The organism is Rhizorhapis suberifaciens (genome assembly GCF_014200045.1).
Classification (GTDB): domain Bacteria; phylum Pseudomonadota; class Alphaproteobacteria; order Sphingomonadales; family Sphingomonadaceae; genus Rhizorhapis; species Rhizorhapis suberifaciens.
In genome coordinates this window covers 40,041-61,129 of sequence record NZ_JACHOV010000008.1, presented here as the reverse complement: position 1 = coordinate 61,129, position 21,089 = coordinate 40,041, and the positions used below count along the sequence as shown (strand labels likewise).

Below are 21,089 nucleotides of genomic sequence, written 5' to 3'. Positions count from 1 at the left end.
GCTCTACCCATCCCTCCCCGCTACAGGGGGAGGATACGAAATCTTAGCCCGGCATGGCCGAACTTAGATGGTGTCAGGCGGCTTCCTTGCCGCGTGTAATACCGACAATGCCGGTGCGGGCCACTTCGACAAGGCCCACATGGCGCATCAGGTTTACGAAGGTGTCTACCTTCTCCGATCCGCCGGTAATTTCAAAGATGAAGCTTTCGATGGTCGCGTCCACAACGCGTGCGCGGTACACGTCCGCCAGGCGCAATGCCTCGATCCGCTGATCGCCCGCGCCGGCCACCTTCACAAGGGCCAATTCCCGCTCCACATAAGGGCCGTTTTCGGTAAGGTCGGTCACCTTGTGAACAGGCACCAGTCGATCAAGCTGCGCAATGATCTGGTCGATGACGCGCGGCGGGCCGTTGGTGACGACGGTGATACGGCTGATCTTGTGATCTTCGGTAATGTCAGCGACCGTAAGGCTTTCGATATTATAGCCACGCGCCGTGAACATGCCGGCGATCCGCGCCAATATGCCAGCCTCGTTCGCGACCGTCAGCGTCAAGACGTGGCGCTCGCTCAGTTCTTCCTTGATGTGCATTCAATCTTCCTCGCGGGGCAGGGACAGCATGGCGGTCATGGCATAATGCCAGTCGCCGTCCTGGCGATGGGCCACGCGTACGGGGAAGCCCACCACGGCATCGAAAATTCGACGAAGATGCTCTCCGACATAGCGCGGGCCCAAAAGGAGAGTCCGGATATGTTTGTCATGAAATTCGATCGGATGGTCCAGGGTCACTTCCCATTCCTCATTTTCCTCATCGGCATAGTCGATCGTCCATCCGGTAAGTTCGCTTGTCCCGTTCGTGCGTTCGAAATCCCAAGGCTCTGTCACATGAAGGCGGAGCCGCAGGTGCTGCGTCATACGAGTGCCTTCGCCTCATCGTCCATGGTGCCGGCGACGTCTGAATCCGCCAGGATCATGTCGGTATGAGCCGCGCCCGACGGGATCATCGGGAAACAGTTCGACAGCTTGGCGACGTGGCAATCCACCAGCACGGGACCCTTTGTCTCAATCATCTGTTTGATCCCCGCTTCCAATTCCTGCGGGCCTTCGATCCGGATGCCCGTCCAGCCATAGGCTTCGGCAAGCTTCACAAAGTCGGGCAGGCTGTCGGAATAGCTTTCCGAATAGCGGCTTTCATAGGTCAGTTCCTGCCACTGGCGAACCATGCCCATATATTCGTTGTTGAGAATGAAGATCTTGACCGGCAAGCGATATTGGATCGCGGTGCCGAGTTCCTGGATGTTCATCTGAATCGATGCGTCGCCCGCAATATCCACGACCAGCGCATCCGGGTTGCCGAGTTGCGCGCCAATCGCTGCGGGCAGGCCATAACCCATGGTGCCAAGGCCGCCGCTTGTCAGCCATTTGTTGGGATCGTCGAAGTGGAAATGCTGCGCGGCCCACATCTGGTGCTGGCCAACCTCCGTCGTGATGATCGGGTTCTTTCCCTTGGTTGCTTCAAAAAGTGCGGCGATGGCCCGTTGAGGCATGATCTCTTCGCCGGTTTCGCGATAATCAAGCGAGCGCCGAGCGCGCCAGCCGTCAACGCGGCTCCACCATTCGGTCTGGTCCGCCTTCTGGTGGCCGTTAGCCTTCCATAGGGCAATCATGTCCGCCATGACGCTGCCGACATCGCCGATCACAGGCAAGTCGACGACGATATTCTTGTTGACCGAGCTTCGGTCGATATCGACGTGGATCTTTTTGCTGTGCGGCGAAAAGGCGTCGAGACGCCCGGTAACGCGATCGTCGAAACGAGCGCCCAGCGACAGGATCAAATCTGCCCGGTTCATCGCCATATTGGCTTCATAGGTGCCGTGCATGCCCAGCATGCCCAGCCATTGCGGTGAGGAGGCGGGGAATGCGCCCAACCCCATCAACGTGCTGGTGACGGGCGCGCCGGTGAGTTCGGCCAATTCGCGGAGCAACTTGCTCGCCTCAGGGCCGCTGTTGATGACGCCGCCGCCTGTATAAAGGATCGGCCGTTCGGCCGCCGCGAGCATGGCAACCGCTCTGTCGATGTCGGCGGCAGGGGCCTTCACCTGCGGGCGATAGCTGACATGGGCGATTTCGCCCGGATGCTGATATTCGGCGGTCGCGACTTGCACGTCTTTGGGAATATCGATGACGACCGGGCCCGGACGGCCAGATGTGGCGATATGAAAAGCTTCATGAATGACATGGCCCAGCTTTCCCGGGTCCTTCACCAGATAATTATGCTTGGTGCAGTGGCGCGTCAGGCCGATGGTATCGGCTTCCTGAAAGGCATCGGTGCCAATGAGGTGCGTTGCGACCTGGCCGGTGATGACGACCATAGGGATCGAATCCATCAACGCGTCGGTGATGCCGGTAATCGCGTTGGTTGCGCCAGGGCCGCTGGTGACGAGCACGACCCCCGGCTTTCCCGTGGAGCGGGCATAGCCCTCCGCGGCATGGGTCGCCGCCTGTTCATGGCGCACAAGGATGTGCTTGATCGTCGGATGATTATAGAGGGCGTCGTAAATGGGCAGCACCGCGCCGCCCGGATAACCGAAGACGGTATCTACACCCAGATCGGCCAGCGCATGGACCAAAATGTCAGCGCCGCTACGCTCAACCACCACTAATCTCCTTCACAAAGACGCGCCTTGCTGCAGTGCAGCCGGAAAGGCAAGGTGGTCGCGTCTATTTATAAGAAAATGCCTTGTCAACACCTAATGTTGTAACTTTCTTACAATATATGGCATAATTTTGTCATCAATCGCTGTGTCCCGCCGGGGCCAAGTACTGGGAGGCTGATGCGAAAACCATGTATATTGCCGTTTGGCATATTGGCGGGTAGCGATCTGGCCGCGCTCGATCATCTGTTCCCGGCCCATTTGGTTTCCAAGCCACGCCGCGATCTCGCGGACGCCTATGGCGCGCATGACCGGAAGGTCCGGCGCCAACTCCCGCGCCAATAACTGCTGCACTTCCTCGACAGCTCCTTGTTCGAGCATTAATTCAAAACGCCGGTCGCAACGATCAAGCAGCCAATTTCTGGGCGGCAACAACAAAATGGGGCGCAGCGCTATGCTTTCGGCTATGCCGCCTTCCATATGCCGGTGCCACCAGCCAAGCGTCCGACCAGTCGATCTTATCACCTCCAGGGCCCGGGCAATCCTGTTTGTGTCGCCGGGAGCAAGCCGGGCAGCGCTTTGGGGGTCTTCCTCTTGCAAGGCGGAATAGCCCTGACCAGCGGCAAGCGAACGGACCTCCGCACGAATAGAAGGGTCAATCTCGGGCACTGGCGCAATCCCATCCAGCAGGGTCCGGATGTAAAGTCCCGTTCCGCCGACGAGCACGGGCAGCTTGCCCTGCTCATGCGCTACCGCAATTTCGCGTTTGGCATCTTCCGCCCAGCGGGCAGCCGTACAGGCCTCGCTGCCGTCGATATAGCCGTATAGCCGGTGCTGGGCGCTCGCCATTTCTTCAGCTGACGGCCGCGCCGAAAGGACGGTGAGGTCGGCATAAACCTGGCTGGCGTCGGCGTTGATGATCACAGCGTCCTGCCGCCCGGCCAGCGCCAGCGCCAGAGCGCTCTTGCCGCTGGCCGTAGGTCCGGCAATAAGCGCGACAGCCGGTCGGCCATCGGGGCCATGATTCTGGCCTGAAGGGAATTGCGAAATAGTCATGTTCGTTGCGACCATAGTGGCAAGCGGCGTTTTGCGTCAGGGGGATATTACGCAAGCGCGCGATCGTCTGGCGCAGGCGGGGTGCGCGCCAAGCGATACTGTCGATCTTGATGCGGGCAAGGCCGCCGACATCCTTTTTGCCCAAAATCCCGAAGCTGCCCGCCAGACGCTGCAAGCCATGGATGGCGCAATCGACGTGATTGTCCAGCCTGTGGCAACCCGCGAAAAGAAGCTGCTGGTCGCCGACATGGACTCCACGATGATCACCGTGGAGTGCATCGACGAGCTTGCCGATTATGCGGGCATCAAGGAGCAGATCGCCGACGTCACCGAACGCGCGATGCGGGGGGAGTTGGACTTTGCAGAGGCGCTACGCAGCCGCGTGGCGCTGCTCAAGGGCCTGGAGGAGAAGACGATCGACGTTTGTCGCATTGAGCGCGTGAAGATCATGCCCGGCGCCAAGCAGCTGGTACAGACGATGATGGCGCGTGGGGCGAAGACGGTCCTGGTGTCTGGAGGATTTACGCGCTTTGCTGAGCCCGTCGGCGAAGAGATCGGCTTTGGCCGCGTCGTGGCCAATATCCTTGATGTCGAAGGCGCGGCCCTAGCCGGCACGGTGCGGTTGCCCATCGTCGACGCCATGACCAAGCGCGCAGAGCTGGAACAGGCCGCCGCCCAGCACCACATTCCTAGCGAACTCACCATGGCCGTGGGTGATGGCGCAAACGACATATTGATGATGCAGGCCGCCTCTCTTGGCGTGGCCTATCACGCCAAGCAAAAGGCGCGCGAGGCCGCTGACGCCGAAATCAACCATGGGGATCTCAGCGTTCTACTTTATGCCCAAGGGATTGCGCGAAGCGCTTGGGTAGGGGGATAGGGACTGAACGCCCCCTCGATCAGTAGATCTTGGGTGAGCTTTCCTTCCCGGATCGTCGTGCTTCCCCGCATGGCATCGGGTTCCCACATTCGTGAAACAACAAGGCTGTAGCCAATCACTTGTTATTCCACGGTTACAGACTTCGCGAGATTCCTTGGCTGGTCAACGTCAGTGCCTTTGGCAACGGCGACGTGGTAGGCGAGGAGTTGGACCGGCACGGCATAAACCAACGGCGCTATTAGAGGGTGAACGCTCGGCATTTCGATGGTGGCCAGGCAGCCTTCGCCCGCTTGGGCCAGTCCTTCGGCATCGGATATGAGCACCACCTTACCTCCGCGTGCCTGAACCTCGTGCATGTTCGATGCCGTTTTTTCAAACAGAGGGCCTGAAGGGGCGATGACAATGACGGGTACGGCATCATCGATCAGGGCTATGGGGCCATGTTTCATTTCGCCCGCCGCATAGCCTTCGGCATGGATGTAGCTGATTTCCTTTAGCTTCAGCGCGCCTTCCAACGCCATGGGATAATCGGGCCCGCGGCCAAGATAAAGCACGTCCCGAGCCGGGGCGATCAGGTGGGCCATGGCTTCTATGTCGCCGTCGTGCAAAAGCGCCTGGTTCATGGCCGCCGGCGCTTCGGTCAAATGCTCGACAATCTCCGCTTCCTCTTCAGCCGACAAACGCCCATTGGCGCGGGCGAGATTTGCGGCAAGCGCCGCCAGCACCGCGAGCTGGCAAGTAAAGGCCTTGGTCGAGGCTACCCCGATTTCCGGGCCCGCATGAGTCGGAAGGAGAAGATCGGCCTCGCGCGCCATTGAACTCGTCGGCACATTGACGACGACGGCGATGATCTGCTTCTCGGCACGTGCATGGCGCAGGGCCGCCAGCGTGTCCGCGGTCTCTCCCGATTGCGAGATGAACAAAGCCAGACCGCCCGGCTCAAGCACGGGGTCGCGGTAGCGGAACTCGCTGGCAACGTCGATATCGACGGGGATCCTGGCGAATTTCTCGAACCAGTATTTGGCGACGAGCCCGGCATAATAGCTGGTCCCGCAGGCAACGATCGTAACCCGCTTTATGCCGCCCAGTTCGAAATCCATATCGGGCAGCGCCACCTTGTTCTCCAGCGGCCGAAGATAGCTTTGCAGGGTCTGTGCGACGACGACAGGCTGCTCAAAAATCTCCTTCTGCATGAAATGGCGGTGGTTGCCCTTGTCTATCATGGCGCCGGAGATGCCTGAGCTGGTGACCGGCCGGTCGACCGGCATGTTGTGCCGGTCGAAGATTTCAACGGTGTCGCGGCTCAGGACTGCCCAATCGCCTTCTTCCAGATATGCGATTTTCTGGGTAAGCGGCGCAAGAGCCAGTGCGTCCGAGCCCAGATAGTTTTCACCATCGCCATAGCCCACCACCAGGGGCGCACCCAAACGGGCGCCGATCAAAAGGTCGGGATGCTGGCGAAACATGATGGCCAGCGCAAAGGCTCCCTGCAGTCGGGGCAGGACGGCTGCGACTGCCTGACGCGGATCGGCTCCCCGCTCGATTTCTCGCGCCAGCAAGTGACCCACGACCTCGGTGTCGGTCTGGCTGGTGAAGCGGCGACCTTCATCCACCAGTTCATCGCGCAGAGGTTTGAAGTTTTCGATGATGCCGTTGTGAACCAGGGTTGCGTCGCCAACAACATGGGGATGGGCGTTGTCTTCTGTAGGGGCGCCATGAGTGGCCCAGCGCGTATGGGCGATACCGCTACGGCCTGGCAGGGGCTCCTGGATCAGTTTTGCAGCAAGGTTATTGAGCTTTCCTTCCGCGCGGCGGCGGTCGAGTATCCCATCGTGAACCGTGCAGATCCCGGAGGAATCATAACCGCGATATTCCAGGCGGCGAAGGCCCTCCACCAGCCGGTCCGCTACATCGCCCTTGCCCAAAATACCGATAATGCCACACATAGATTGCCCTAACTTTTGGTGCTGAACGCAGTCGAGACGCTACTGCGCCTTCTTCTTCGCACTCATTTTTTCGCGAAACTTTGCGGCCCATTGCGGCTTGACCGACTGGTGCCCACGGGCCAAAACGAGGGCGTTGCTTTCTACATCGCTGGTCACGACAGAGCCAGCGCCGACAATGGCGCCGTCGCCTATCGTGACCGGAGCGACCAACGAACTGTTCGAACCGATGAAAGCGCCCGCGCCGATCCGGGTGCGGTATTTCAGAAAGCCGTCATAGTTGCAGGTGATTGTCCCCGCGCCGATGTTGGCTCCCGGGCCGACCTCGGCATCGCCAATGTAGGACAGGTGATTGGCTTTCGCGCCCGGACCGAGCACGGCCTTTTTCATCTCGACGAAATTGCCGACCTTCGCCCCCCGGCCAATCTCCGCTCCGGGACGAAGGCGAGCATAAGGCCCGATCTCGGCTCCGCTGCGCACAAGCGCGCCTTCCAGATGCGAAAAGGCATGGATGGTGGCTCGGTCCTCCACCGTCACGCCTGGGCCGAAAACGACGTTGGGTTCGATGAGCACATCGCGACCTATCACCGTATCATAGCTGAAGAATATGGTTTCGGGCGCAGTCAACGTCGCGCCATCGCGCATGGCCTCGATACGGCGGCGGCTCTGCCATTCAGCCTCTACCGCCGCCAGTTCGATGCGGCTGTTTACGCCGGCAACTTCCCAATTTTCGGTTTCCACGACGGCGCTGGGGCGGCCTTCATGAGCCGCGAGCATGACAATGTCGGGAAGATAATATTCCCCGGCTGCATTGCTGTTACCAACCCTCGCGAGCAAGGCGAAGATATCCTCTTGGCGAATGGCCATGAGGCCGCTGTTACACAGGGTAACCGCGCGCTCCGCCTCATCGGCGTCCTTATATTCCACCATCTTTTCGATGACGCCCTGGGTGTCGCTTATGATTCGACCATAAGCGCCGGGGTTCTCGGGGCGAAAGCCGAGCACCACCGCAACAGGTGCATCCGGTCCATGCAGCCGTTCCAGCATCATCCGCATGGTTTCCGGCCGGACGAGCGGCACGTCGCCATATAGAATGAGCACATCCCCCGCAAAACCGTCGAAACTTGCCTCGGCCTGCTGAACGGCATGACCCGTGCCAAGTTGCTGGTCCTGAACCACGAGCGTCACGTCACGTCCAGCAACAACCGCTTCGACCTGTTCGCGGCCAGCCCCCACGACAACAATTTTCTTCTGCGGCGACAAAGTGTCGACACTCGCCAGAAGATGGAGCAGCATGGGTCGGCCCGCAATTGGATGAAGAACCTTGTGCGTCGCGGATTTCATGCGCGTACCTTGCCCTGCGGCAAGAATGATGGTGGCTAACGGGCGCATCGTTGCTTCTTATCGGTCCCTTGGCAATTGGGTCAGCTTCTCGTCCCTCTGCCATGTTTGGCTTGCATATGCCACTGGGCAAAGGGCATGAGCCGCCGTATGAAAAAAATTCCTTTCGATATCGTTGGCTTCGATCTGGACGGAACCTTGCTGGACACCAGCGGGGATCTCGCTGCAGCGGTCAATCATACGCTGGCGATTATCGGTCGCCCGCGGTTTTCCATCGAAGAGGTCAGGTTACTGGTCGGCAACGGCGCCAAGGTGATGCTTCAGCGCGGTCTTGAACGCTCCGGCGGCTGCACTGACGAGTTGATGGCGCAGTATCTGCCGGTGCTGCTGCAATTTTATGGCGAGAATCTGGCGCATCACAGCAAGGCTTATCCCGGGCTAACCGAAGCCATGGATGAACTGCACGCGCGCGGAGTGAGATTGGCGATCTGCACCAACAAATATGAACGTTTCGCCAAGGCACTGATCGAGCAGATGGGGCTGACTGAAAGGTTCGACGCGATCATTGGCGGCGATACGATGGGGCCAGGCAAGGCGAAACCGCATGCCGCCCCCATAGAGGAGATGATCCGTCGCTGCGGCGGAGGGCGGACGATCTTTCTTGGCGACAGCATCAACGACACAATGGCCGCCAAGAGCGCCGGCATTCCCAGCATCGCTGTGAGTTTCGGATTTCTCAACCAGCCGATCGAGGAGCTTGGCGCCGATCTGATCATCCATCATTATGAAGAATTGATCCCGACGCTGGAACATTGGGAAGTCGCCTAGAACCGCCACGACCGGCGGCGCTCGGTTATGAACTTCAAGATCATTGCAGCCAGCATGACCTCCTCCAAGCTTTTTCAATTCATTGCTTCCGCCGACCCATTAACCCCTGCTGAACCGCGGGTACGTTGAAGCGTTCAATATCCGCAAAACACATACTGGTCTGAAAGGCGCGTCTATCCTATATTGATTACACCGCCGTTGCAGATCGTAGGAGATGACATTGGCGATTAATGATCTCTTTTCGGAATTCACCCGGAACTATGAAGCGCGCCGCCAGGCGGAGATGACCTTAGAGGAATATCTCCGCGGATGCCGCGGAGATCCGATGATGTACGCCAGTGCGCCCGAGCGGTTGCTTGCGGCTATCGGAGAGCCTGAGATCATCGATACATCGAAGGATCAGCGGCTTGGCCGCATCTTCATGAATCGAACGATTCGCCGCTATCAGAGCTTTGCCGAATTCCACGGCATGGAAGAAACGATAGAACGAATCGTCAGCTTCTTTCGCCATGCTTCCCAGGGCCTGGAGGAGCGAAAGCAGATACTCTATCTGCTGGGACCGGTAGGTGGCGGCAAATCCTCGCTGGCCGAGCGGCTCAAGGCACTGATGGAAGTTCATCCCATCTACGTGCTGAAGGCTGGTGACGAACTCAGTCCGGTCTTCGAAAGCCCCTTGGCCCTTTTCGATCCGGAAACCCATGGCACGATGATGGAGGACCAGTACGGCATTCCCCGTCGCCGCTTGTCAGGCCTGATCAGTCCGTGGTGCCGCAAGCGTCTGGATGAGTTCAATGGCGACATCTCCCGCTTCAAAGTGGAAAAGATGCTGCCGTCGCGCCTGCATCAGGTCGGCATTGCGAAGACGGAGCCAGGCGACGAAAATAACCAGGACATTTCATCGCTGGTCGGCAAGGTCGATATCCGGAAGCTGGAAATGCTCTCTCAGCATGATCCCGATGCCTATAGCTATTCGGGCGGCCTCAATCGCGCCAACCAGGGACTTCTTGAATTTGTCGAGATGTTCAAAGCGCCTATCAAGATGCTCCACCCGTTGCTGACCGCGACGCAGGAGGGCAATTATATCGGCTCTGAAAATATCGGGGCGATACCGTTTACCGGCATCATCATGGCGCACTCGAACGAGTCCGAGTGGCAAAACTTCAAGAACAACAAGAACAACGAAGCGTTCATCGACCGCATCTACGTTATCAAGGTGCCTTATTGCCTACGGGCAACCGAAGAGCGGCAGATCTATGAAAAGCTGTTGCGCGGGTCCGAACTGTCCGGATCGCCCTGCGCTCCTGGCTCACTCGACATGCTGGCGCGCTTCTGTGTGCTGAGCAGGCTGCACGAGCACGAGAACAGCAATCTCTATTCCAAGATGCGGGTCTATGATGGGGAAAGCCTTCGTGAGGTCGATCCGCGAGCCAAGAGCATGCAGGAATATAAGGATGCTGCCGGCGTCGATGAGGGGATGGACGGGATTTCCACCCGGTTCGCCTTCAAGGCGCTTTCGGCGACGTTCAACCATGATCCGACCGAAGTGTCAGCCGATCCTGTGCACCTGATGTATGTGCTGGAACGGATGGTGCGGCAGGAACAACTGCCTTCGGATACGGAGACGCGCTATCTGGAGTTCATCAAGGGCGAACTGGCGCCGCGCTATGCCGAATTTATCGGCAATGAGATTCAGAAGGCTTATCTGGAATCCTACCATGACTATGGCCAGAACCTGTTCGACCGATATGTCGCCTATGCGGATGCTTGGATCGAGGATTTGGATTTCAAGGATCCGGACACCGGCCAGCTATTTGATCGCGAACTGATCAATCAGGAACTTACCAAAATTGAAAAGCCCGCGGGCATAGCCAATCCGAAGGATTTCCGGAACGAGGTCGTGAAGTTCGCTTTGCGCATGCGGGCAAGCAATAATGGCCGCAATCCGTCATGGACCAGCTATGAAAAGATCCGGGAGGTTATTGAGCGCCGGATGTTCAGCCAGGTCGAGGATCTGCTGCCAGTCATCAGCTTCGGGTCCAAGAAGGATACCGAAACCGAAAAGAAACATCATGAATTTGTCGAACGCATGATCGACCGGGGCTATACGGAGCGGCAGGTCCGGCGGCTGGTGGAATGGTATATGCGCGTGAAACAGGCAGGGTGATGGAGGATTGACGCAGAGCCTCTCGTTCAATGCGTTCCTGCGAAAGCAGGAGCCCAGGTCCAAGGGTCCAACTGGACTCCTGCTTTTGCAGGAGTACGATGTGCTTGTACAACAGGAGGCCCTAGCGCACTGATATGTATGTAATCGATCGACGCCTGAACCCCGGCGGCAAGAGCCTCGTCAACCGGCAGCGCTTCTTGCGCAGGGCGCGATCATTAGTCCAGCGGGCGGTCCGTGACAGCTTGAAGGGCCGCAGCATAAAAGACATCGATCAGGAAGGTGAAGTGTCGATCGTCCGAAAGGGCGTGCATGAGCCGAGCCTGCACCGCACACAAAGTGGCGGAAACCGCGATCACATCTTTCCAGGCAACAAGGAATATATCGAAGGCGACAAGATCCCGCGCCCGCCCGGTGGCAGCGGGCAAGGCAGCGGCGGCAGTGAGGCCGGGACCGGGGAAGGGGAGGACGAATTCCGCTTTGTACTGACGCGGGAAGAATTTCTGGACCTGTTTCTCGACGATTTGGAACTGCCGGACCTGGCGAAAAGGCGGTTGATAGGGGGGACATCGTTCGAGCTTCGCCGGGCGGGATTTCAAACCACCGGTTCTCCCGCGACCTTGTCCATAGGTCGCACCATGCGCAACGCCATGTCGCGCCGCATCGCCTTGAAGCGGCCGAAATCGGAAGACCTGAAGGCGCTGGAGGAGGAGATCGCCCGGCTGGAGGAACTGGGCGATACCGATGCGGACCTGCTGCTGAAGCTGATAGAAGAGCGCAACCTGCTTGAGCGGCGTCGCAAGCTCATCTCCTATATCGATCCCATCGACCTTCGTTATCGGCGGTACGAACATCATCCCAAGCCCATTGCCCAGGCGGTGATGTTCTGCCTGATGGATGTTTCGGGTTCAATGAGCGAGCATATGAAGGATCTCGCCAAACGCTTCTATGCCCTGCTCCACCTGTTCCTGACGCGGTGCTATCGGCATGTGGAGGTGGTGTTCATCCGTCATACGGACCGGGCCGAAGAGGTCGATGAAGAGACCTTTTTTTACAGTCGGGAAACAGGTGGAACCCTGGTTTCGAGCGCCCTCGACAAGATGATGGAGGTGGTCAAGGACCGGTATAATCCGGAAGACTGGAACATCTATGTTGCGCAAGCGTCCGACGGCGACAACATGTCGAGCGACAATCCGAAAACGGTCAGCCTGATGCAAAATGAGATCATACCGATCTCTCAATATGTGGCTTATCTGGAAGTGGGGCGAGAGGAGGACCCGATGGCGGGCGGAACGCTTTCCAGCGGGAGCGAACTTTGGCAGGCCTATGAACGGGTGGAGTCACCCCCTGAGCGCTTCGTCATGCGGAAAGTACATCACCGCCGGGAAATCTATCCTGTTTTCCGTGAATTGTTCCAGAAGCGCGGCGTGGGGGCAAAGACGACATGATCGATCGGGTAGGCACCCCTTTGTTCGAAGGCGGGGATTGGAATTTCGACCTGGTTCGGCGAATCTATGATGCGGTTGAGGACATAGCGATCAATGAAATGAAGCTGGACGTCTATCCCAACCAGATAGAAGTCATCACAGCCGAACAGATGCTGGACGCCTATTCATCCACCGGCATGCCCTTATTTTACAAGCACTGGTCTTTCGGCAAACAGTTCCTTGCAAACGAGATGCTTTACCGCAAAGGCATGCGAGGCCTGGCCTATGAGTTGGTGATCAATTCCGATCCCTGCATCAGCTATATCATGGAAGAAAACACCGCGATGATGCAGACCTTGGTCATTGCACATGCGGCCTTCGGTCATAACCATTTTTTCAAGAATAATTATCTGTTCAAGCAATGGACCGATGCCGAAGGGATCCTGGATTATCTGGAATTCGCCAAGGCCTACATCATGGGCTGCGAGGAACGCCATGGACAGCAAGCCGTCGAACGGCTTTTGGATGCCGCCCATGCGCTGATGCATCAGGGCGTTCACCGCTACCCACGCGCCAAAGTGCGCGACCTGAAGGCCGAGGCTGAGCGGGAGGCGGAGCGCCATGCACATCAGGAGCGGATTTACAACGACCTTTGGCGGACATTGCCTCGAACCGAAACCCATGCGCGCGAGCCGGCGGATGACAGACGCGCGGCGCTCAACCTTCCGCAGGAGAATATTCTATACTTCCTGGAAAAATCCGCGCCCCTTCTGCAACCCTGGCAAAGGGAAATCCTGCGGATCATCCGTTTGATCGCCCAATATTTTTATCCCCAGATGCAGACCAAGGTCATGAACGAGGGATGCGCGACCTATGTGCATTACCGGATCATGACGCGGCTGCACGAAAAGGGGCTTATTACTGATGGCGCCTTCATGGAATTCCTGCAGTCTCACACCAATGTGACGCATCAGCCCATGTTCGATTCCGGCCATTATGGGGGCTTCAATCCCTATGCGCTGGGGTTTGGAATCATGCAGGATATCCGCCGGATCTGCACAGAACCCACCGCAGAGGATCGTGTCTGGTTTCCCGATATTGCGGGGTCGCAGAACCCCGACGAGGTGATGAAGCATATATGGGCCAATTACCGTGACGAAAGCTTTGTCGGCCAGTTCCTCAGTCCGCATCTGATCCGCCATTGGAAATTGTTCAAGCTGGGGGACAAGGAGAAGGAGCCTGCGCTCACGGTCGACGCCATCCATAATGAACGGGGATATCGGGAAATCCGCCGCACGCTGGCAAGGCAATATGATATTGGCTGGATTGAACCTGACATTCAGATCGTTGATGTCGACATGGCGGGCGACCGGCATCTGATCCTGGAACACAAGGTTGCGCATGGCGTCCAGCTTGTTGCCTCCGACACTGAACTGGTGCTGCAACATCTTTCGACTTTGTGGGGATATGACGTTGTTTTAAGAGAAAAATCAGCGGAAGGTGGTAAGCCGATCAAGGAATATCGCGCCTCCCCGCGACCGACGGAGGGCTGATCCGGACGAACGTTACGCCTTGCTATTTCCTTTTGCATGAATTTGCGCTAAGGCATGCAGGTTGTACTTTTTGAGGATCGGAGCAGCACAGGCTTTCAAAGGGTCGGCGTCCGCAGACGCGAATAGATCCGCTGAATGGCCAATCATTGAAATGACGGAGTGATAGAAGCGCCGCCCAAAAGGCAGGCCGCACGGGAAGCTCTCTCCGGATTTTGAACGATACTGCTTCGAGATATCAAAATAGCAGGAGTTGCCTTCATGCTAAATTCCGATGACCCCTCCATCTATTTGGAACGCGCTGAAATGCACGAGCAACTCGCAGCGGGCACCGATGACCTTCCCGCCCGGAAGATGCACTTGGCCATGGCAGCGGAATATCGGCGCAAGGCCGCTGAAATCGGCGCCATTTCCATCGAACGCAACCACATGGACAATATGGTGAGGTTGCACGCAACCGCGAGTTAAGTCGGCACTCAATAAAAGCACCTTAACCTGTCAAGGTTCGCAAGGTGTCCGAGCTTTATGCAAAAAAAGCTAGAGTATGAAGATTTGCTTTGATCCGGTTGTCCTGAGCCAGGTCAAGGGACGCTGGCCTGCGGACGTGTCTCGACTTCGCTCGATATGACCGGATGTGGGTCTAAGGTCGTCAGCGCCCAAGTTAGCGGATGCCTGCGCCGGCGCTTGTGGCTTTTCAAATAGTGGTGCCGCTTGTCAGACTCGAACTGACGACCTACCGCTTACAAGGCGGTTGCTCTACCAACTGAGCTAAAGCGGCATTGCAAAGCCCTTTACAGTCACAATACCCCAAAGGTCCAGCCCTCCGTTCGTGCAATTTCATCCGTCAGGGACGCTGGCGACCAATAGGCTGGATCGGACGCATGCTTACGCATCCAGGCAGCGGTCAGGATGGCGTCGGTGGCATGGTCTTCGTAAACAGCGATCGGTCGATGCGGGGCGCTGTCCACTTTCAGCAGTGCGGCATCAAGCGTGGCCGCGTCCCTAATTTTTGTGCGGCCCTTCGGACGGCCAGCCGCGCGGGCCGCGATACTGGTGTAGATTTCGGTCACAGCCGAGCCGCTTTCGGGCAAGGAGTCAAAGGGCCAGATCGGCAAATGGCGGCTGAGCCGGTGGAGCAGGCGCATGCCGGCGAAGCTCGCCTTGGCCACCTGGGCTGCTCCAATAACATCATAGACCGTGGAAGGTTTGCCGCCTCCGTTCGCGTTGTAATGGGCTTCGCACCGGCGGAAATGCATGTAGGTGGATTTCGCGCCGTCCGCCTTTCCAAAGTAAAAATGACGGCGGTGATGTTGTTCAAGAAAGCTGGAGGCCCCTATGTCCTCGTCCATGCAGACACGGTCGACATAGGCCCAGAAGGTCTTTGCGGTCCCGGGGACATTATCACCAGGCAAATAGGCGCGGCGTTCAACAAGCGGCGGTGCAAAGCTGAAGTCGAAGCCAAAGAGAGTGGGTGAGGATCCGGCCTGAGAAAGCACCCAGTCGGCCACTTGCTTGCGCGACCATAACCGATTTGGCGGCGGTACTATTTCCGGTGCTTGGGTCCCTGCAGCACAAAGTGCCACGGCTATACCCTTGTGACGCGTACCTTTTGCTCCAGACCAATCGATCGCTGCAAAATGCGTGAAATATGGAAGCGGTCGAGCGCTATTTTCCTGCATTCCGGTTCGCCCGCAGTTCATTCCACCAGGCAATGCGTTCGGCCACCCGCTTTTCAAAGCCGCGGTCGGCGGGGTGATAGAATGTCTGCGCCTCCATCTCCCCCGGCCAATAATTGTCGCCGGAAAAGCCCTCTTCCATATCATGGTCATAGGCATAGCCCCTACCGTAGCCAATTTCCTTCATGAGCTTTGTAGGAGCGTTGAGGATGTTCTGCGGCGGCATTAGCGAGCCGGTGTCGCGGGCCGACTTCCACGCCGCTTTCTGCGCCAAGTAGGCGGCGTTGGACTTGGGTGCCGTGGCGCAATAAAGGCAGGCCTGAACGATGGCGAGTTCGCCCTCCGGACTGCCCAGGAAATCATAGGCGTCCTTGGCGGCGAGGCACTGCACCAGGGCCTGCGGATCGGCCAGACCTATGTCCTCGCTGGCGAAACGGACGATGCGGCGCAGCACGTACAGGGGTTCCTCGCCAGCGACCAGCATACGGGCGAGATAATATAGCGCTGCTTGCGGATCGGAACCTCGCAAAGACTTATGCAGAGCCGAGATAAGATTATAATGCCCCTCCCGATCCTTGTCGTACACCGCAACACGTCGATGCAGGAGGGCCGAGAGGCCTGCGGAGTCCAACGGTTTTTCGATGTCGACCGAATAGAGCGTTTCCGCTTGGTTGAGGAGGAAACGACCATCGCCATCCGCGCTGGCGATCAGCGCTTCACGAGCCGCCTCCGTAAGGGGCAGGGGGCGACCCAAGAGCTTTTCTGCGCGGGACAAAAGCTGTTCCAACGCGGCGCTATCGAGCCGATGGAGGATAAGAACCTGCGCGCGGGAAAGGAGCGCCGCATTGAGTTCGAAGCTGGGATTCTCCGTGGTCGCGCCCACCAAAGTGACGGTTCCATCCTCCACATAGGGCAGGAATCCATCCTGCTGGGCACGGTTGAACCGGTGAATTTCGTCCACGAAGAGCAGGGTCTTTTTACCCAGCCGGGCATGCTCCCGTGCGGCAGAGAAGACCTTTTTGAGGTCCGCGACGCCGGAGAATACGGCGGAGATCGCTTCGAACCGAAGACCCACGGCGTCCGCCAGCAAACGCGATATCGTGGTTTTTCCGGTGCCTGGGGGACCCCAGAAGATGATCGAACTTAACCGTCCAGCAGCCACCATTCTGCCAATTGCGCCTTCAGGGCCGGTGAGATGGTCCTGGCCCACGACTTCGCTGAGCGATTTCGGCCGCAGCAGATCGGCCAGCGGCGCGTCCTTCTCGGGTTCGGCGGGCCTGCATTCCTCATTGGCGCCGAATAGATCAGTCACGAATTGGCCTCGGGTCCGGGTGCATCATGACGATCTATATGGGTGAGCCGGATCGATTCCAACAGTGGCGCTCACCACAAGCCGATTTCAGGGGACGGGACTGTGCGCTGGCGGACCGAAACCGGAACTTCGGTGCTGAACGACACGCAAATAGGTTTCGGCAAGTGTCTGGTTTACTTGGTCCCAGCCATAATGCTCCGCACGCAAACCTCCGGCCCGGCCCGCCGCATGGCGAACATCGAGATCCTCGCAATAACGCTGCAGCGCATCAGCGAACTGTGTAATGGCCCCTGGCCTGATCAGCCGGCCGCTAACCCCATCGCAGACGAGACTTTCGCTTCCCGTCGCCTTCGCCGCGACGACCGGAAGGTTGCAGGCCATGGCCTCCAGCGTCACATTGCCAAAGGTCTCGGTCACCGACGGATTGAACAGCATATCCATGGAAGCAACGGTGCGGCCAAGGTCCCGGCCGGTCTGGAAACCCACAAAGACGCCGGAGGGAAGGCGGTTCTGGAACCATTCTCTGGCAGGACCGTCGCCGACAATCAGGACACGATGCTTAACGCCCTTGGCCATGAGTCGGTCGATTGTATCTGAAAAGACATCCAGGCCCTTTTCCATCACCAAACGACCGATAAAGCCAATTACAGGCTCCTCGTCAGCGATGTTCAAGCTACGCCGCCATTCCAGATCACGACGATTGGGGTTGAATATCTCCTGATCGATCCCGCGCGACCAGATCCCGACATTATAGCTCATCCGCTGTTCGCGCAGCAGTTGTGCCATGCTTTCGGACGGCGCGAATATGGCGTCGCAGCGACGATAAAAGCGGCGAAGCATTGCCTCGATCAGCGGTTCCAGAAAAGCGAGGCCATAATAGCGAGGATAGGTTTCAAAGCGGGTATGCACCGATGCAACGGCGGGAAGGCCGCGTTTGCGAGCGAAAGCTATCGCTGCATGGCCCAGGGGATCGGGGCTGGAAACATGGATGAGGTTCGGATTGAAACGCTCAATGTCACGGCGGACCGATCCCGACATCCGCAGCGGAATTCGATATTCACCGCGACCGGGTATGGCAACAGAAGGGGTGCCAACAAGGTCGCCTGTGGGGTGAAAGGCCGGTTCGGCCACCACTGGAGCGTAAATCCGCACCTTTACGTTCTGGCGCAATAAATATCCGACCAGCCGGTTCAGCGCCTGATTTGCACCGTCGCGAACATAATTATAGTTCCCGCTGAAGAGCGCTATGCGGAGGCCGTCGATGTCCATCCGGCTCCCATTAGAAGCGAAACGATCAGAGGACAAGAAAAGCGTTTTTGCCGCTGGTCGAACACAAGTGGAATCTGGTCCCCCCTGCTAACTTACCAGAAGCTTCTTCTCAGCCGACAGGGCCGTAGACATCTGATCGACAGCTCGCACTTCCGCATGGAGATATCGGCCGTCGAATAGTGCAATCTGCCTCAACCGGTTCAGGTCTGGTATGCGCAACCAGCGGGAGCGGAGTTCGATGAGTTCCAATGTACGCATTTCCTGCAGAGTGCGGTTCACGTGGACGGGCGTGAGGCCGGTTATGTCGGCAAGATCAAGTTGCGTAAGCGGCATTGCGCATTGGTCGCCACAGGTAAGCTTGGCCGCCTTCAGCCGATAATAAAGCTCGCAGAACAGGTGGCTGAGTTTCTCAAGGGCGCTTTTTCGCCCCAGGTTTACAATCCACTCAGTTTGCAGGTCGGCGCTTATACGTGTGTCGTTCCAAAGCAGGTCGTACACTTGGGAATCATTGGCCGCTCGTTGCTTAAGCTCTCGGCAAGGCAGGCGGATGGTTCGGACATTGGTCAGGGCCACAACATGCTGCGATGCCGCCGGATCGCAGGTCCAGCCCAACTCGCAATAATCGCCAGGCAGGAATAATGCCGTTATCTGGCGGCGACCGTCAGGCAGCAGCTTGTATCGGCAAGCCCATCCCTCATTGATAAGATGCACGTGATGTTGCAACTCGCCCTCGCGAGCCAGGCTTTGGTGGGCTCGAATATAGTGTAGGCTTTTTCGTCCCATTCTGCCGTCGGCGGCGGGCGGTCCGGCTTGAGCAACTAAGCTTTGAATGAACATCCTGGTCCTTCCCTGTTGGGCTGGCGCCCCGCTTCGTCGGCCAAACAACCTGCACGTCAAATGCACGAGAGAGGACTTGGGTCCGCCCTTGTTTCGGGAATTCATGGCATTGCGCGACGAACCGAAGAAAAGCGAAAGAAGGGTGCGGTTACGTACAAAGAAAATCCTTTGGAACGGTGCGCAACGATTCATTTTTGGGAGCAAAGCAGCCTCTGATGCGTCGAACATATCATAGTAGCTTTACCCAAAATGCGGGTTTTGAGCGGGTGGCGTCATGAAGATCGCTGACTTTCGTGCCAGCGAGGAGTAAGTACAATGACCAGCTCCGATCATGAGCGTTATTTCGCCGATCGTGAACGACACTGTCGAACGCTGGCTGAGACCCATAATGATCCATTTTTGAGGCGCATCTACCTGAAGTTCGCTGACAATTATGCCAGAGCTTTGGGGGACAAGGAGCATTCCCGGCCGCGGCCGCGATCAGAGGCTACAACTTCGGAGCCAGCGCCCAGGGTTCGGCGCACGGTCGTTTGAAAGCGTCGCCCGCGGCGTTCTGGAAACATGGTAGCGGCGGAGCATCGAGGCGCAGAATTCAGCGTATTCGAGCGGCTCAATCGGAGGGCTGCTGTGGTGCGCCTCAATGCCGCGATGCTCCGGCGTAAAGCAAAAGGTTAGCGTGACTTCAAACTCGGCAAGCGCCTCCATTTGCCGATCGAACCATTTCAGCGCGCCGGGTCGAAAGGAGTCCGCCCAGGACAGACCCGTACGCAGCTTCGTAACGCCAAGCCGCCGAAGCCATTGAACGGCTTCATCAAGGCGCGGGTCTTCGAAGTGGAACCACTGGCATATCCCCAATTGACCCTCCAAGCTTGCGAATATCGGAAGTGCGGCCTTGGGACTGCCGTCCGCGCGGATGAGCCCCATGTGGAAGTGGCGATAGTAGGAGGAACCTTCCGCTTCCTTATGCCGCGTCGTTGCTCCCCAGGCTAGCGGCAGGTCATAAAGGCTGTACCAGTGCACTGGATATTGCCGTGGGGCCAGCAATTCCGCCGTACGCGCCAAGCCCCAGGCCTGCACCTCTTCAGCCCCGAAAGAAGAGACGCCTACCTCCGTAACCCACACTGGCTTGTCTGTAATAGCCTCGATCTCGGCAATGCGGTTCGGCCATTCATGTATCGGCCACAGGTTCCAATCCAGGGGGAACCCGTGCACGGCCACGGCATCGACACTGTCCATAACGCCGAGATCTTCCAGCCGGAGAAGAAAGCCAGGGTCTATGGGTGAGATACCGCCCAAAACTCGTGTGAGACCGGGAGCCACTTCGGCAATCTTGTCCCCGGCAAGACGGGCCATCTCGGCAAAGCGTGCCCAGTCGGGATCGAGATCAGGATTCCAGTGCGACTTGTTATTGGGTTCGTTCCAGATCTTGACTGCCTTTATCATCGGTTCACTCCATTATAGGAATGGGACTGCTCGATGGCCCCACCAAATGTCATGACCAGATCTCGTTCATCGATGTCAGCCGATAGCCTTCATCATCTGCTTCGATGGAAGTGACGGAGGCGCAGTCGATTTCGAACCGCTTCCAATGATCGGGAGACAAGCCCAGAACATGGCAAATGGCGGCTCGGATCACGTCGCTATGGCTGACCATAGCGATTGTCGCTTTGGGATGTTCCTCCCGCATAAGATCAAGATGATTGGCGACGCGTGCCTGGACGTCTACAATGCGCTCGCCGCCCGGTGGGCGACTATGTGCTCGCGCTTCGTTCCAACGCCGCCAGCCGTGATCGGCATGAAGACTTTCAAAAACTCGGCCGGACCACTCGCCAAAATCGATTTCATCTAAAGCGGAGACAATCTGTGGGATGCCGCCACAGCTTTGGGCCATTCGTTCGGCCGTTTCCCGGGCGCGCTTGCGAGGGCTGCACTGCAAAATTGGTTGATGCTCCGCAAGTGCTGCGCCGAGTAGATCGGAGCGACGACGGCCTGTCTCGTTAAGCGAAAGATCCAAGGTACGTCCGCAAAGAACACGGTCCAGCGCATCATGTTCTCCATGCCGAATCAGGAAAAACCTCATTCCTCAATCTCACTTGCATCTGCTTAGAAATTAGGTGGCCGCGACAAATGAAGATTTATTCGCCTTATCTTTAACAT

Annotated in this window: 18 protein-coding genes and 1 tRNA gene; 6 read left to right on the top strand and 13 right to left on the bottom strand. The window is 57.8% G+C overall.

What is annotated here, in order from left to right; all coding sequences use genetic code 11:
- Positions 1-73 precede the first annotated feature (73 nt).
- The 4 genes from ilvN to miaA form a co-directional block, all read right to left on the bottom strand.
- The gene (gene ilvN, locus HNQ99_RS11020) at positions 74-589 is read right to left on the bottom strand and encodes an acetolactate synthase small subunit (protein ID WP_184475710.1); all 516 of its coding nucleotides are present in this window, start codon (positions 587-589) and stop codon (positions 74-76) included.
- Positions 590-913, bottom strand: a complete 324-nt coding sequence (locus HNQ99_RS11015; protein ID WP_184475709.1) for a hypothetical protein — start codon at positions 911-913, stop codon at positions 590-592.
- Complete coding sequence (locus HNQ99_RS11010) at positions 910-2,655, bottom strand: acetolactate synthase 3 large subunit (RefSeq protein WP_184475708.1); 1,746 nt, start codon at positions 2,653-2,655, stop codon at positions 910-912. Before HNQ99_RS11010 ends, HNQ99_RS11015 begins: the two co-directional genes overlap by 4 nt.
- Positions 2,656-2,748: 93 nt before the next feature.
- On the bottom strand, positions 2,749-3,708 hold the full coding sequence (gene miaA / locus HNQ99_RS11005) for a tRNA (adenosine(37)-N6)-dimethylallyltransferase MiaA (protein ID WP_184475707.1): 960 nt from the start codon (positions 3,706-3,708) through the stop codon (positions 2,749-2,751).
- On the opposite strand from miaA, the gene serB reads away from it, so the two are divergent.
- Positions 3,707-4,588: a phosphoserine phosphatase SerB gene (gene serB, locus HNQ99_RS11000; RefSeq protein WP_184475706.1), complete on the top strand. Its 882-nt coding sequence runs from the start codon at positions 3,707-3,709 to the stop codon at positions 4,586-4,588. The genes miaA and serB overlap by 2 nt on opposite strands.
- A 122-nt stretch (positions 4,589-4,710) precedes the next feature.
- Here serB and glmS read toward each other — a convergent pair whose 3' ends face one another.
- Together glmS and glmU are read right to left on the bottom strand one after the other, a co-directional pair.
- Positions 4,711-6,534 (bottom strand): glutamine--fructose-6-phosphate transaminase (isomerizing), encoded by a 1,824-nt coding sequence (gene glmS, locus HNQ99_RS10995; protein WP_184475705.1) that lies wholly within the window; start codon positions 6,532-6,534, stop codon positions 4,711-4,713.
- Positions 6,535-6,573: 39 nt separating this feature from the next.
- Complete coding sequence (gene glmU, locus HNQ99_RS10990; RefSeq protein WP_184475704.1) at positions 6,574-7,923, bottom strand: bifunctional UDP-N-acetylglucosamine diphosphorylase/glucosamine-1-phosphate N-acetyltransferase GlmU; 1,350 nt, start codon at positions 7,921-7,923, stop codon at positions 6,574-6,576.
- A 99-nt stretch (positions 7,924-8,022) separates the two neighbouring features.
- Here glmU and HNQ99_RS10985 point away from each other — a divergent pair, with 99 nt between their 5' ends.
- The 5 genes from HNQ99_RS10985 (at position 8,023) to HNQ99_RS10965 (ending at position 14,306) form a co-directional block, all read left to right on the top strand.
- Entirely contained in the window at positions 8,023-8,700 is a 678-nt protein-coding gene (locus tag HNQ99_RS10985) for an HAD family hydrolase (protein WP_184475703.1), read from the top strand.
- Positions 8,701-8,920: 220 nt separating this feature from the next.
- On the top strand, positions 8,921-10,864 hold the full coding sequence (locus HNQ99_RS10980) for a PrkA family serine protein kinase (protein WP_281376805.1): 1,944 nt from the start codon (positions 8,921-8,923) through the stop codon (positions 10,862-10,864).
- Between the two features lie 134 nt (positions 10,865-10,998).
- Positions 10,999-12,309: a YeaH/YhbH family protein gene (locus HNQ99_RS10975; RefSeq protein ID WP_184475701.1), complete on the top strand. Its 1,311-nt coding sequence runs from the start codon at positions 10,999-11,001 to the stop codon at positions 12,307-12,309.
- Positions 12,306-13,841, top strand: a complete 1,536-nt coding sequence (locus HNQ99_RS10970; protein WP_184475700.1) for a SpoVR family protein — start codon at positions 12,306-12,308, stop codon at positions 13,839-13,841. Before HNQ99_RS10975 ends, HNQ99_RS10970 begins: the two co-directional genes overlap by 4 nt.
- A gap of 258 nt (positions 13,842-14,099) precedes the next feature.
- The gene (locus HNQ99_RS10965) at positions 14,100-14,306 is read left to right on the top strand and encodes a hypothetical protein (protein WP_184475699.1); all 207 of its coding nucleotides are present in this window, start codon (positions 14,100-14,102) and stop codon (positions 14,304-14,306) included.
- 234 nt (positions 14,307-14,540) lie between these two features.
- Here the strand turns inward: HNQ99_RS10965 and HNQ99_RS10960 are convergent.
- The 7 genes from HNQ99_RS10960 to HNQ99_RS10930 all read right to left on the bottom strand — a co-directional run bounded on the left by HNQ99_RS10960 (position 14,541) and on the right by HNQ99_RS10930 (position 21,012).
- Positions 14,541-14,616, bottom strand: a tRNA-Thr gene (locus tag HNQ99_RS10960).
- A gap of 19 nt (positions 14,617-14,635) precedes the next feature.
- A complete protein-coding gene (locus tag HNQ99_RS10955; protein WP_184475698.1) occupies positions 14,636-15,517 on the bottom strand; it encodes a hypothetical protein in 882 nt (293 codons plus the stop codon).
- Positions 15,504-16,826, bottom strand: a complete 1,323-nt coding sequence (locus HNQ99_RS10950) for a replication-associated recombination protein A (RefSeq protein WP_184475697.1) — start codon at positions 16,824-16,826, stop codon at positions 15,504-15,506. Before HNQ99_RS10950 ends, HNQ99_RS10955 begins: the two co-directional genes overlap by 14 nt.
- An 87-nt stretch (positions 16,827-16,913) precedes the next feature.
- A complete protein-coding gene (locus tag HNQ99_RS10945; RefSeq protein ID WP_184475696.1) occupies positions 16,914-18,095 on the bottom strand; it encodes a glycosyltransferase family 4 protein in 1,182 nt (393 codons plus the stop codon).
- An 87-nt stretch (positions 18,096-18,182) separates the two neighbouring features.
- Positions 18,183-18,878: a Crp/Fnr family transcriptional regulator gene (locus HNQ99_RS10940; protein ID WP_184475838.1), complete on the bottom strand. Its 696-nt coding sequence runs from the start codon at positions 18,876-18,878 to the stop codon at positions 18,183-18,185.
- Between the two features lie 534 nt (positions 18,879-19,412).
- Entirely contained in the window at positions 19,413-20,375 is a 963-nt protein-coding gene (locus HNQ99_RS10935) for a glycoside hydrolase 5 family protein (protein ID WP_184475695.1), read from the bottom strand.
- A gap of 49 nt (positions 20,376-20,424) precedes the next feature.
- Positions 20,425-21,012, bottom strand: coding sequence for a histidine phosphatase family protein (locus tag HNQ99_RS10930; RefSeq protein ID WP_184475694.1), 588 nt, complete (start codon positions 21,010-21,012; stop codon positions 20,425-20,427).
- Positions 21,013-21,089: the final 77 nt, after the last annotated feature.

Excerpts from the sequence above, each read along its gene's own strand:
- HNQ99_RS10930 (WP_184475694.1), bottom strand. The coding sequence starts at position 21,012 with ATGAGGTTTTTCCTGATTCGGCATGGAGAACATGATGCGCTGGACCGT.
- HNQ99_RS11015 (WP_184475709.1), bottom strand. The coding sequence starts at position 913 with ATGACGCAGCACCTGCGGCTCCGCCTTCATGTGACAGAGCCTTGGGAT.
- serB (WP_184475706.1), top strand. The coding sequence starts at position 3,707 with ATGTTCGTTGCGACCATAGTGGCAAGCGGCGTTTTGCGTCAGGGGGAT.
- glmU (WP_184475704.1), bottom strand. The coding sequence starts at position 7,923 with ATGCGCCCGTTAGCCACCATCATTCTTGCCGCAGGGCAAGGTACGCGC.
- HNQ99_RS10945 (WP_184475696.1), bottom strand. The coding sequence starts at position 18,095 with ATGGACATCGACGGCCTCCGCATAGCGCTCTTCAGCGGGAACTATAAT.
- miaA (WP_184475707.1), bottom strand. The coding sequence starts at position 3,708 with ATGACTATTTCGCAATTCCCTTCAGGCCAGAATCATGGCCCCGATGGC.
- glmS (WP_184475705.1), bottom strand. The coding sequence starts at position 6,534 with ATGTGTGGCATTATCGGTATTTTGGGCAAGGGCGATGTAGCGGACCGG.
- HNQ99_RS10935 (WP_184475695.1), bottom strand. The coding sequence starts at position 20,375 with ATGATAAAGGCAGTCAAGATCTGGAACGAACCCAATAACAAGTCGCAC.
- ilvN (WP_184475710.1), bottom strand. The coding sequence starts at position 589 with ATGCACATCAAGGAAGAACTGAGCGAGCGCCACGTCTTGACGCTGACG.
- HNQ99_RS10975 (WP_184475701.1), top strand. The coding sequence starts at position 10,999 with ATGTATGTAATCGATCGACGCCTGAACCCCGGCGGCAAGAGCCTCGTC.
- HNQ99_RS10985 (WP_184475703.1), top strand. The coding sequence starts at position 8,023 with ATGAAAAAAATTCCTTTCGATATCGTTGGCTTCGATCTGGACGGAACC.
- HNQ99_RS10965 (WP_184475699.1), top strand. The coding sequence starts at position 14,100 with ATGCTAAATTCCGATGACCCCTCCATCTATTTGGAACGCGCTGAAATG.
- HNQ99_RS10955 (WP_184475698.1), bottom strand. The coding sequence starts at position 15,517 with ATGCAGGAAAATAGCGCTCGACCGCTTCCATATTTCACGCATTTTGCA.
- HNQ99_RS10970 (WP_184475700.1), top strand. The coding sequence starts at position 12,306 with ATGATCGATCGGGTAGGCACCCCTTTGTTCGAAGGCGGGGATTGGAAT.
- HNQ99_RS10940 (WP_184475838.1), bottom strand. The coding sequence starts at position 18,878 with ATGGGACGAAAAAGCCTACACTATATTCGAGCCCACCAAAGCCTGGCT.